The organism is Pseudomonas sp. NFX71 (assembly GCF_048079215.1).
Classification (GTDB): Bacteria; Pseudomonadota; Gammaproteobacteria; order Pseudomonadales; family Pseudomonadaceae; genus Aquipseudomonas; species Aquipseudomonas fluorescens_B.
In genome coordinates, this window is the sequence record NZ_CP182230.1 from 3,058,310 (window position 1) to 3,069,889 (window position 11,580).

Below are 11,580 nucleotides of genomic sequence, written 5' to 3' on the forward strand. Positions count from 1 at the left end.
ATTGCTCTCCCTGACCAAAGTGACTCGTCAGTCGAGGAGATTAGTCGATGGCGCCTTCAGCCCGCTAGTGCTTGCCCCACATCCGCATGGCAAAGTCGACGAAACTGCGCAATTTCGGCAAACGGTAGCGATCCTGAGCGTACATCAGGCTCATCGGCCGGTTCGGCGGCAGGTAATCCGGCATCACGGCCACCAGTTTCCCGTCCTTGAGGTCTTGCTCCACCAAGGCGTCGGGCAACAACACGATGCCCATGCCGGTGCGTGCCGCCTGATGCAAGCCTGCGGAGCTGTTGATCAGCATGGGTCCACTGACCGCCACAGTCACCTCGCCTTCGGCCCCGGTCAGGCGCCATTCCTTTTCCACCGAGTGCCAGTCATCGCCGGCCGGGTAGGCAAAGGACAGGCAGTCGTGGTGTCGCAGGTCATCCGGTTTTTCCGGGTTGCCCCGGCGCGCCAGGTAGCTCGGTGAGGCGCACATGGTCAGCGTGTAATCCTCGAGTGGGCGGGCGATCAGGTTGGTCGTTTCCATGTTGCCCAGCCGAAACGCCACGTCGAAACCGTTTTCCAGCAAGTCCGGGCGCCGATTGGTGAGGACCACGTCCAGTTTGACGCGCGGACAAAGCAGGGCGAACTCGCTTAACGCGGGCGCGAGTTTTTCGGTGCCGAACGTCAGCGGTGCGGTGAGGCGCAGGGTGCCGCTCGGCTCGTCCAGGGCTTGCTCGGCCAGGCGTTCGGAATCGGCCACCAGCCCCAGTACTTCGAGGCAGCGCTGATAGTACGCGGTGCCGAATTCCGTCAGCCGCTGGCGCCGCGTCGTACGGTTGAGCAAGCGCACGCCCAGGCGTTGCTCCAGTGCCCGCAGGTGATTGCCGACCATGGTGGTCGACATTTCGCAGTGAAAAGCGGCGGCGGTCATGCTGCCGGATTCCACCACTCGGACGTAAACGGTCATTGCCTGGAACAGGTCCATTATCAAGCCCGACTTTAAAATGATTGAAGTGTTGCAGCGTTTATCCAGCTCAGGTGGCTAACCATACTGCAAAAACACCGACTATTGATGGAGCTTGATGTCATGACCGCCGCTTGCCTGATGAGCACTTACCAACCACTGGCCTTGAGTTTCACCAAAGGCCTGGGCACACGCCTGTGGGATCAGGCCGGTCGTGAATACCTGGACGCGGTGGCGGGCGTGGCGGTGACCAATGTCGGCCACTCCCACCCCAGAATTGTCTCCGCCATCAGCGAACAGGCGGGGCTGTTGTTGCACACCTCCAACCTCTACAGCATCGACTGGCAGCAGCGTCTGGCGCAGAAACTGACCCGGCTGGCGGACATGGAGCGGGCGTTCTTCAACAACTCCGGGGCCGAAGCCAACGAGACCGCGCTGAAACTGGCGCGGCTGCATGGCTGGCACAAAGGCATCGAGCAGCCCTTGGTGGTGGTCATGGAAAATGCCTTTCATGGCCGCACGCTCGGTACGTTGTCCGCCAGCGATGGCCCTGCGGTACGCCTGGGTTTCAATGAACTGCCGGGAGATTTCGTCAAAGTTCCGTTTGGCGATCTCAAGGCACTGGACAAGGTGCAGCAGGCCCATGGCCCGCGCATCGTGGCGATCCTGATGGAACCGATTCAGGGTGAGAGCGGTGTGCAACTGGCCCCGCCGGGTTACCTCAAGGCCGTTCGTGAACTGTGCAACCGGCGCGGATGGCTGCTGATGCTCGACGAAATCCAGACCGGCATCGGTCGCACCGGCCAGTGGTTCGCGTTCCAGCACGAAGGCATCGTTCCGGATGTCATGACCTTGGCCAAGGGCTTGGGTAATGGCGTCCCCATCGGCGCCTGCCTGGCCCGGGGCAAAGCCGCCAACCTCTTCACCCCTGGCAGCCACGGCAGCACCTTCGGCGGCAATCCGCTGGCCTGTCGCGTGGGTTGCACCGTGCTGGACATCATCGAAGAACAGGGCTTGCTGGAAAACGCCAAAGTACAGGGCAAACGCTTGCTCGACAGATTGCACACAGAGCTGGCCGATGACCCGAACGTGCTGGCCATTCGGGGCCAAGGCCTTATGATCGGCATCGAACTCAAGCAACCGATTCGCGACCTGACCCTGATCGCCGCGCGGGATCACGGTTTGTTGATCAACGTGACGCGGGGCAAGACCATCCGCTTGCTGCCGCCGCTGACGATTGATGAGCGAGAGGTGGAGATGATTGTCAGAGGGGTTTGTCGGGCGGTGAGTGCAGCCTCAGTTTTTACTCAATAATGATATCTGCACGTCCGATTCAAACGCCATCCTTTGGCCGCTTCAGGCTTTTCACGAATGCCGCGATCTCATTCCCATTCATCAGTTTGATTTTTGAACCCGCGAAAGCTTCGTACAGCCGCTGATGCGCCAGAAAACCACTGGAGTCTTCGTGGGAACGATAACTGCCGGCCCACGCCAGCAGCGCCATCAACAACTCATCCTCCTCCGGTCTGTGTTCTCGCTGGCGAATATTGGCAACGCACTGTTCATCATCAACACACAACCAGATCAACGCTGTAGCGCGGTGGATAATTTCGCTGACGATCCAGCCGTAAACACCTTCGATCACCCAGCGTTTTTCGTCTGCCGCGATCCGCGCCATGCCCAATGCTTCGGCGCGTGGGCGGGCGATGCTGTGTTCGTCGGACAACCAGTGGATCGAATCGAGATCGATCCACGGTGATTGCAGATGTCCAGCCAACCGCTCGGCCAGCCAGCTTTTGCCCGAGCCGGAGTTGCCGATGATCAGTGTCCGAGCGAGATTCATATCCGGTGGCCTGCGTTAACGTGGGGCGGGAGCGATGACCGTCAATCCTCAACCTCAGGCGCCACCATCCGCGTCTTCGGCGACCCATCCGAGTTGTGCTGGAAAATCTCCTGTGGCTGTCCTTTTTCATTAAAGAACACCTGCCCGATCCCCGCCGAATTCCACAACCGTTCACCCGCCTCGGCGTGCTCCGGAACGTGCGGCACGATGCGCATCCGCCGGCGCTTGGTCAGCCAGTTCAGCGGCGAGCGCGGCGAATACAGCCAGCGATTGAGCCGATCGAACCATTCCAGCAGCGCCGGTGGGAATTCGTTCTTGATGCCGCTGCTGGTGATCTGCCAGATCCTCGGCCCAGCCTTGCGGTGTCGGATCAGTACTTCATAGACGAAGGAATAATGCACATCACCCGACAGCACCACATAGTTACCCGGTGTGCGCGAGTGTCGGAAAATGTTCAGGATCACCTGCGCCGCGCCGCGATGGGCCATCCAGTTTTCGGCGTCCACCAGCAACGGATAACCGAACCAGCTGAACACCCGTTGCACGGTTTCGATCAGCTTCACGCCGAAAACCGGTGCGGGTGAAACGATGATCGCCGAAGGGTGATCGAGCAATTCCTGTTGCAGCTCGCTAAGGGCTTCCCAGTCCAGCAGGCCCGAGGGCTGCTTGAGCGTCATCTCACTGCGCCAGCGTCGGGTGCGGGTGTCGAGCACCACCATCGCAGGCGTGGTCGGCAACACGTAGTGCCAGTGCTGAAACTTCAGCAACTCATCGATCAAGGCGTCCTGCACGGGGCTGTCGAGATAGCCATCCTCCCCGGTCGCGCTGAAACCGTCCGTCTTCTCCAGCAACGCACCGAACGCATCCGGATTGTTGCCCCAGCCCTGGCACAACATGTAAGCGATCAGCGCGTTGCCGATGATGCGCTTGGAGAACGGATGGCCGTAGGCCGTTTCTTCCCACTGCGCGGAAAGGTTCCAGTCATCGGTAATATCGTGGTCATCGAAAATCATCAGGCACGGCAGATGCGCGAAGGCCCGTGCAACACCGCCCAGGCCAGCCTTGAAACCATCGATGCGCGTCTGCTCCAGCGCATAACGCTCGCGTCGTTCGGGAATCAGTTTCGGCGGTTTCGGTGCGATCAGCGTCCAGGGTGTCGGCGACCACACCAGCAGGTACATCGCCATGACTTCAGCGAACGTCACCAGATGATTGTCGGCACTGCTGCTGGTGAAAATCGGCTTGCGCGCACCGCCGAAAAATCGCTCACGCAGGGTTTCGTTGCTCTGCAGCGCCGGTAACAAATCCGCACGGTGGTAATAACTGGCCGCATGCTCATAGAGCCTGGCGCTGTCGCTGACCACCGCGCCTTCCAGGTATTCGCCGAACAGTCCCAAGCGCGCGATCAAGGCATGAATGGCCCGCAACATCGGCCCGGCGACATCGTCGGCGTATACCTGATCGCCGCTCATCATCAGCAGTGCCGGGCGTTCTGTGGCTTCGTGCTCCGACTCCAGCAAGCGATCAACGCAAAGCAAACCGTCGGCGGCGGGATGGTGAGGTTTGCGACAGGAGCCATGCAGCAACTGATCGATCCGGGAACGCAAAACAAAATTCGGGCAACGTGCTTCGCCATACAACAGATGCGGCGCCCACTCGGCGATGCCCGTTGCAGCGTCACCTATCAGCAGGTCGTACTCGATCAGCGTGTCGCAGGGCAGGGGGGCGTCCAGTGGCACATCGATCAAATGAATGAAGGCGCGAGTACCGACCGGGATGATCGTGCATTGCCCGGCGTCGAGGCGAATGTCGCCCACACCTTGCAGACGTAACGTCAGCGACAGCGCTCGGGTTCCTACCAGCCAAAGCACCAGGCGCGACGGCTCCAGGCGCCGCAGCATTGGGCCGACGAGGACGGGTGGCAATGGGGTTTGATGGTCAGGCAATGGCTGCGGTTCGGACATCCGGGGTCAAGGCTCTTGGCGCGTAGGGGGGTGATGATAACGCTATACATCTTTGTTTGTGGGGGCAGGGTCTGATCCCGACAGAATTGCAGGGTGAAGCAATATTTTAAAAAAAGAGCGAAAACTGACAGATAACTGCTATCTGGCGTTATAGGGTTTAAGTTAGTCACTTGTTTGGTGATGGTTTGTCTTTCTCGGTTGGTGAGTAAGGCTTTGTGCATTCAGTTGTTTTCAGGAAGGCTAGTAGTGAAGGTTTCGAATAATGCGGCTTCTTCATGTTCAATAAGCACCGATCGCAAAGATGCTCGCGCGGGCGATATAAACAAGTTGGTTGATAGGCTGGTTGAGGTAAGTCAAGGCGTTTCCAAAATGGTCATGAGTTTTAACGATCCGAGACTGTCAAATATGCAGAAAACCATGCTCGCTGAGCAGTCAAAGCCGTTGCTTACCAAGATGGCAGATGGCTTGACAGATATTAATAGTCATAAAGCTGAATCACCCAATGGGTCTAATCTCTACAACGACTTTAAGGAGCGGCAATTGGACTCATACGCGAAGAAGGTGCAGGCGGATTTTTGTGAACTAAAAAATCTAAGTGATAATTATGAAAAAAATGGTGTGAAATTTACTCCTGATACCAAAGGCGAAGACGGAGGACGGGCGTGGAATGATAAAACTAGAGAGTGGGAATAATTGAACTAGCTACTTGGTTGTTGCCTTTGCGGTGACCCAGCTTTAGTCAGTGATAGAGCGGCAAGATGAATGTCTTGCCGTACTTGAAATTCGATAAGCATCTGCTGCATGGCCAGGAAACCATCCTGTCGAGTAACATCCTCGGATGAACGTCAGTGTTTTACGAAACATCAACACACTGAAATCGCTCAATCCACCGACGATACTGACTGGCGATCACATCCAGCTCCGCCCCTGACAACTTATTCGCCCGATAAACCAGAAACGGTTCGCTCCAGGCCCACTGGCAGCGGTGCGCCGTCGCGCGCAAAGGCTGCAACAACTGCTCAAGGGCAAAGCCATTCGCCCCGTTTTCGCTGTAAGCCTCAGGCGTATTACCAGCAGTGGCCGCGATCATGATCGGCATCCCCTCCAGCCGGCGACCCTCGGTTTCATAAGCGATGTAATACATCCGCGTCAGCACACTGTCCTGCCAGGTTTTAAGCAGCGCCGGTGTCGAGTACCACTGCACGGGAAATTGCAGTACCAGCCGTTTCGCCGATAACAAACGTTGCGTTTCCAGCGCCGTATCCACTTGGTCGCTGGGGTAGACCCCATACAGATCGACGACGCTGATCCCCGGCAGATCCTTCACCGCCTCCAGCATCGAGCGGTTGGCTCGGGATTCGCTCAAGTCAGGGTGAAAACTCAAAATCAAAGTGGTGTCGTTCATGGCTTCTCCGGTTCAAGTGAAGGGAGCCACAGCGTGCCAGCCTGCTGTACATTGCTCCAATGGATGGTTTGTCTAATTAGGTATTGATTCAATGAATCTACGTTCAGTGGACCTCAACCTGTTGACCGTGCTCGATGCGTTGCTCGACGAAGCGCACGTCTCCCGCGCCGCCGAGCGTGTGGGCTTGTCGCAACCGGCGGCGTCCAATGCGTTGGAGCGTTGCCGGCACCTGTTCCAGGATCGCTTGCTTGAGCGCGTACCGGGCGGCATGCAACTGACGCCAAAAGCGCAGGCCTTGCGCGGGCCGTTGAAACAGATCCTGGGCTCGGTCAGCACCTTGGTCGGCGCCGCCAGTGCCGACCTGAGCACCCTGCGCCAGACCGTGCGCATCGTCATGGCCGACTTCCCGGCGATCGTCATCGCCCAGCGATTGCACCAACGACTGGCAGAACTGGCACCGGGCATCGACCTGGTAATCCAACCCTGGCAGGGCGGTGAGGCGGCTCAGGAAAGTTTGAGTCGCGGCCAAAGCGATCTGGCCATGTCGGTGTTCCCGCCCCTCGGGCCGGACTTCACCCGACGCTTGCTGTTGCACGAACATTTCGTGGTGGCGATGCGCACCGGGCATCCGGCAATCGCGGACTTCGATCTCGACCGCTGGCTGAGTTATCCACACGTGCTGGTGTCCGGGCGGGGCGCCACCTGGGGCCCGCTCGATGAACAGTTGAAGGGCCGAGGACGGTCGCGGCGAATCGGTATTGTCGTGCCGAGCTTTGTCATGGTTCCGGATCTGCTGCTGGGCTCGGACCTGATTGCGATGCTGCCCAGTCAGTGCCTGTCGATGCCGATGGCCAAGGCGCTGCACACCGCGGAGCCGCCGATTGAGGTGGAGGGGTTTGCGTTGCATCTGGCCTGGCATAAACGACGCGATGAAGACGCGGCGGTGCAGTGTGTGGCGCGGGTGCTGGAGGCAGTGATAGCTGCTGACTGACATCCGCCTCGCCGTTGGCGACCAACCAGCGAAACACCTCGCTCACTGACACCGTATGGCTACGCTCGATCCAGCGCACCACGGCCGGGCCGTAGTGTTCGGTGTAACGTGTGAGCACCAGTTGGCGGCAATCTGCCGACAGGCGCAGGGTGATCTCCCGACAGCGCAGATTCGCCTCGGCGTCACGGGTCATCCTTTGTTGAAGAATCAGGCGTTCAGAAACCATCGGCCGGTGCTCCTGTGCATTGAGGCTTGGTGTTGTCGGGCGAGCCTTGTTTGCCATCGGCCACATAAGCCGCCCGATGCTCGGCCACCACGTTGCGCAACGCGCTGTAGTAGTCCGGCAGTTTTTGCAGGCTGTCGGTCAGCGGCAAGGCTTCGGCTCGACCGTCGACGATGCCGCCGACCGTGTTGATCGTGGACAACGTGTCGACGGTGTCGCTATGGCTGCCAAACGGATCGACGACGAAACCGAGCACGCGCCCGGCCGCATCGCGGCTGTTGGACGTGCCGAACAACGGCAACTCGACGATCGGGCCGTTACCGATGCCCCACACGCCGAAGGTCTGCCCGAAGTCGGCGTCGTGGCGCGGGATGCCGACCTTGCCGGAAACGTCGATCAAGCCCACCACGCCCACCGTTGTGTTCAGCACGAAACGCCCCAGGGTATTGACCGAGCGTCCCGGGTTGCCTTGCAGCACGTCATTGATGAACACCTTGGGCTCACCGAAGTTCTCCACGAAGTTATGCACACCCGTCTGGAAAAAGTCCGGCAAGTAGCGATAGCCGCGAGCGACCGGTGCGAGGGCGTAGTTATCAACAACCCGGTTAAACGCAAAGACCCCGCGATTGAACGGTTCCGCCGGGTCGTTCACCGAATAGGCAATGTCGGCGCAGCTCACCTGGGCGGTGGACGACGGTTGGCTGCTGCAACCGGCCAACCCGGCGGCCAGCACGACAATCGAGGTGTTGCGGGCCAGCCAGGGAGCACATTTGAAAGGCAACATGGACGCGAGTCTCGGGAGGAATTCGCGGTGATGCTGGGCCCCGGGCCTTGCGCAAAGATGTCCGCTTTATTGCGCCGCTGTCGTTTTATTGCAGGATTGAAATATATGACGCGCTGCCGTGAATGGTTTTAGATGGCGGTTCCATTCGCTCTTAAGTGACCTTCGGTGAACAGCCTGCTAATTGTCGATGACGACCTCGAAGTCCTCGATTTGCTGAAAAAATTCTTCGTCCAGCACGGCTACCGTGTCGAGGTCGCCACCGACGGCGCATCGCTGTGGGCGGCCATCGAGCGCCAGGCGCCAGACTTGATCATCCTCGACGTGATGTTGCCCGGCGACAGCGGGCTGATCCTGTGCCAGCAATTGCGCATCCACCACGCGATACCGGTGATCATGCTCACCGCCATGGGCGAACTCAGTGATCGGGTGGTTGGCCTCGAGCTGGGCGCCGACGATTACCTGACCAAACCCTTCGACGCCCGTGAGTTGTTAGCCCGGGTCCGTGCCGTGCTGCGCCGCGTGGACGACCGCCGCCCACTGACACAGGAACGTCCGCGACCCTTGATCGACTTTGCCGACTGGCACCTCGACGTCACCCGCCGTGAACTGCGCTCGCCGGACAACGTGATGATTCCGCTCTCGGCCGGCGAGTTCGATTTGCTGCTGGTCTTCGTCGAACACCCGCAACGCATCCTCACCCGTGAACAACTGCTGGACCTGGCACGGGGGCATTGCCACGACGCGTTCGATCGCAGCATCGATGTGCAAGTCAGCCGCCTGCGACGCAAACTCGAGTCCGACACCAAGCGCCCGGCGATGATTCGCACCGTGCGCAATGGCGGTTACCTGTTCACTCCCAGCGTGACTCGGCGATGAGCTGGCTGAAGCGGATTCGCCGCGACACGGTGGCGCGCTGGATTGCCCTGACCATCATCCTGGCGATGCTCATTTCGCTGGCGCTCAACGGGCTGTTTATCCAATTGGCCGGCGTCTGGGCACGACCGCCCCTGACCGAAATCGGTCTGCTGGAAAAAGCCGCCGCCATCACCCGCGTCATCGAGGCCGCGCCAGCGCCATTGCGCAACCCGTTGGCACAGGCCGCCAGCGAAAGCGGCTTCACCGTCAGTTGGCATCCCGACCGGCGCGATCTCAATCTGCCGGAAACGGAAGATGCGAAGTCCGACATCGGCGCGCAGATCCTCCAGCCGATGCTCAAAGCCCCTGACCGACGGATCGAGGCCTATGAGCCCGCCGACTGGACCGAACACACCGAAGACGCGCATTACGCGCTGTTGATCGAACTGGCCGACTCGACCTGGCTGATGTTCTCCGCGCCCTCGCGCAGTTGGGGCCTCGACGAAACGCCGCGCTACCTGATCGTCATTGTGCTGGTGCTGATCTCTACCGCGCTGGTTGCGCTGATCGCCACCCGCCGTCTCGCCACACCCTTGCAACGCTTCGCCGAAGGCGCCCGACGCTTCGGTTCGGACTTCCGCGCCCCGCCCATCGAACCCTTGGGCCCCCAGGAAATCCGCCAGGCGATCCTCGCGTTCAACGCCATGCAGGCTCAGCTGCAACACTTCATCCGCGACCGCACGCAAATGCTCGCCGCCATCTCCCACGATCTGCGCGCACCGCTGACGCGGATGCGTTTGCGCGGTGAATTCATCGAAGACGCGCAGCAGCAACAGCGGCTGTTTCGTGACGTCGATGAAATGCAGGCGATGATCAATTCGGCGCTGGATTTTTTTCGCGATGACGCACGGCTTGAACCGGCGACCCAGTTTGATTTGGCGGAACTGCTCCAGACCTTGCTGGATGATTACCGGGATCAGGGGGTCGAGATTGCCTTCAGCGGGCCGTTGCGGCTGGTGTATTTCGGGCGGCCGTTGGGACTCAAGCGGGTGATGACCAACCTGCTGGATAACGCGATCAAGTATGGACGCGAGCCGGCGATTGAACTGATGCCTGATGCCGGAGAAGTGCGGATCAAGGTACTGGATCGTGGGCCGGGCATTCCGGAGGCCAGCCTTGAGCAAGTATTTGCGCCGTTCTTCCGCATGGAAGGCTCGCGTAACAAAAGCACCGGCGGCGTGGGATTGGGATTATCGGCGTCGCGGGCGATTGTGTTGGAGCATGGCGGAGAATTGAAACTGCGCAATCGGTCAAAGGGCGGGCTGGAAGTACGGGTGATTTTGCCGGTATAACCGAGTACCGGGTTCGGACTACAGTGAATTATCCAGGGGCGCGCAAAGGCGCTGATCGAAGGAGAGAACTGATGAACAAAATCATCCTGCCAACACTGGCCCTGTTGATGCTGGTGCAATTCCCCGCCCACGCGATCAATGACAAATACCGCAAACAACTCGAGCAATCCGGTTGCACCCAAGTGAGCGAACTTCAGGGCTGCGATATCCACAAGAGCAAAGCGGAAAATGCCAAGGCCGGGTTCACCAACCCCGCGACGGACAGCGCCAATACACAAACGCCTTACGCCGGGCAATGGGTCGCGAAGAGCGATGCCGGCGCGACCGTTGCCACGATTCGTATCGATGCCAAGGAGCAAGTCTGGGTTAATGGCAAACGGGTAAATGCCCAGCGCACCGATGGCACGCTGCAGTTTCGCCAAGGCAAAGTCACCTTCACGATTCAGGGTGATCGGCGGTTACAGAATGAAGACTATTGGACCGACAGCGATGCCGGGACCAAAGGGCCGATTCAGATCGAGTAACCATTACATCCTGGGACGCGGCATCGTTGAGGGCATGCGTTGTTGGGAGGGGATAATCCTGCCACTGTCACCGTTGGCGGGCGGTCTCACCTGGCCGTCCTGGCTCGTGTCATGGCAGGACGAACCGCTGAGGGCCACGAACACGGCGATCAGGAGTGGCAGGATCAGGTGCTTGAGCATGGATGTTCTCCAGTGCCGGGTCATTTCAGCTTAATCCCTGTTCCGCGCGTGCCACTTTCCGTTGGTCCGACCATCGATTCCCAATACTTGTGCCAAGCTGAAGAGTGTCAATCCGCCTGCCGCCCTCAGGAAACACACGACATGAAGCCTGCCAATACGTCGAACATCCGTCGAGAGTTCTACAAAGCTGTCGGCTACTACCTTCGAGTTGTCTGGCCCATCCTTTCCACCATGCTGATCGTCATCGTCATGTGCGGCCTGATCATCAGCTATCTGGAAGGTTGGGATCCTTTTGATGGCATCTATTTCGGCTTCGTGACCGGCTTGACCATCGGCTATGGCGAGCTCGTGCCGAAGTTGCCGCTTTCGCGGATATTGGCAATATTGCTCGGGTTCAACGGCGTGCTGCTCACGGCGATCTTTGCGGCGATCAGCGTGCGCTCGATTGAGATCGCGGTGCGGGTGACCGATGGAGATAAATAAGGCGGAACACTACACAATCCCCTGTAG

13 protein-coding genes are annotated in these 11,580 nt (G+C 59.3%); 7 read left to right on the forward strand and 6 right to left on the reverse strand.

What is annotated here, in order from left to right; genetic code table 11:
* Nucleotides 1-64: 64 nt before the first annotated feature.
* Nucleotides 65-970, reverse strand: coding sequence for a LysR family transcriptional regulator (locus ACM1ZW_RS14020; protein ID WP_017340349.1), 906 nt, complete (start codon nucleotides 968-970; stop codon nucleotides 65-67).
* Between the two features lie 102 nt (nucleotides 971-1,072).
* Between ACM1ZW_RS14020 and ACM1ZW_RS14025 the strand changes: the two genes are divergently transcribed.
* Nucleotides 1,073-2,263, forward strand: coding sequence for an aspartate aminotransferase family protein (locus ACM1ZW_RS14025; protein WP_416740722.1), 1,191 nt, complete (start codon nucleotides 1,073-1,075; stop codon nucleotides 2,261-2,263).
* Between the two features lie 19 nt (nucleotides 2,264-2,282).
* Here the strand turns inward: ACM1ZW_RS14025 and ACM1ZW_RS14030 are convergent, their stop codons facing one another.
* Both ACM1ZW_RS14030 and ACM1ZW_RS14035 read right to left on the reverse strand, forming a co-directional pair.
* On the reverse strand, nucleotides 2,283-2,792 hold the full coding sequence (locus tag ACM1ZW_RS14030; RefSeq protein WP_416740723.1) for an adenylate kinase: 510 nt from the start codon (nucleotides 2,790-2,792) through the stop codon (nucleotides 2,283-2,285).
* Between the two features lie 41 nt (nucleotides 2,793-2,833).
* Entirely contained in the window at nucleotides 2,834-4,756 is a 1,923-nt protein-coding gene (locus ACM1ZW_RS14035; RefSeq protein WP_414879429.1) for an alkaline phosphatase D family protein, read from the reverse strand.
* Between the two features lie 246 nt (nucleotides 4,757-5,002).
* Between ACM1ZW_RS14035 and ACM1ZW_RS14040 the strand changes: the two genes are divergently transcribed.
* A complete protein-coding gene (locus ACM1ZW_RS14040; protein ID WP_416740724.1) occupies nucleotides 5,003-5,449 on the forward strand; it encodes a hypothetical protein in 447 nt (148 codons plus the stop codon).
* 160 nt (nucleotides 5,450-5,609) lie between these two features.
* Here ACM1ZW_RS14040 and ACM1ZW_RS14045 read toward each other — a convergent pair whose 3' ends face one another.
* On the reverse strand, nucleotides 5,610-6,161 hold the full coding sequence (locus ACM1ZW_RS14045; RefSeq protein ID WP_414883137.1) for an NAD(P)H-dependent oxidoreductase: 552 nt from the start codon (nucleotides 6,159-6,161) through the stop codon (nucleotides 5,610-5,612).
* 91 nt (nucleotides 6,162-6,252) lie between these two features.
* Between ACM1ZW_RS14045 and ACM1ZW_RS14050 the strand changes: the two genes are divergently transcribed.
* Nucleotides 6,253-7,152, forward strand: coding sequence for a LysR family transcriptional regulator (locus ACM1ZW_RS14050; protein WP_017340343.1), 900 nt, complete (start codon nucleotides 6,253-6,255; stop codon nucleotides 7,150-7,152).
* Nucleotides 7,153-7,367: 215 nt separating this feature from the next.
* Here ACM1ZW_RS14050 and ACM1ZW_RS14055 read toward each other — a convergent pair whose 3' ends face one another.
* Complete coding sequence (locus ACM1ZW_RS14055) at nucleotides 7,368-8,159, reverse strand: VacJ family lipoprotein (protein WP_416740725.1); 792 nt, start codon at nucleotides 8,157-8,159, stop codon at nucleotides 7,368-7,370.
* Nucleotides 8,160-8,324: 165 nt separating this feature from the next.
* On the opposite strand from ACM1ZW_RS14055, the gene ACM1ZW_RS14060 reads away from it, so the two are divergent.
* The 3 genes from ACM1ZW_RS14060 to ACM1ZW_RS14070 all read left to right on the forward strand — a co-directional run bounded on the left by ACM1ZW_RS14060 (nucleotide 8,325) and on the right by ACM1ZW_RS14070 (nucleotide 10,890).
* Complete coding sequence (locus ACM1ZW_RS14060) at nucleotides 8,325-9,035, forward strand: response regulator (RefSeq protein ID WP_416740726.1); 711 nt, start codon at nucleotides 8,325-8,327, stop codon at nucleotides 9,033-9,035.
* Nucleotides 9,032-10,366, forward strand: coding sequence for an ATP-binding protein (locus ACM1ZW_RS14065; RefSeq protein WP_416740727.1), 1,335 nt, complete (start codon nucleotides 9,032-9,034; stop codon nucleotides 10,364-10,366). Before ACM1ZW_RS14060 ends, ACM1ZW_RS14065 begins: the two co-directional genes overlap by 4 nt.
* 71 nt (nucleotides 10,367-10,437) lie before the next feature.
* Nucleotides 10,438-10,890 carry a hypothetical protein gene (locus ACM1ZW_RS14070; RefSeq protein ID WP_414879435.1) on the forward strand — a complete coding sequence of 151 codons (453 nt, stop codon included), beginning with the start codon at nucleotides 10,438-10,440 and terminating at the stop codon, nucleotides 10,888-10,890.
* 3 nt (nucleotides 10,891-10,893) lie between these two features.
* Here the strand turns inward: ACM1ZW_RS14070 and ACM1ZW_RS14075 are convergent, their stop codons facing one another.
* Entirely contained in the window at nucleotides 10,894-11,070 is a 177-nt protein-coding gene (locus tag ACM1ZW_RS14075; protein WP_416740728.1) for a hypothetical protein, read from the reverse strand.
* Between the two features lie 141 nt (nucleotides 11,071-11,211).
* Here ACM1ZW_RS14075 and ACM1ZW_RS14080 point away from each other — a divergent pair, with 141 nt between their 5' ends.
* A complete protein-coding gene (locus ACM1ZW_RS14080) occupies nucleotides 11,212-11,553 on the forward strand; it encodes a potassium channel family protein (protein WP_017340339.1) in 342 nt (113 codons plus the stop codon).
* Nucleotides 11,554-11,580 lie beyond the last annotated feature (27 nt).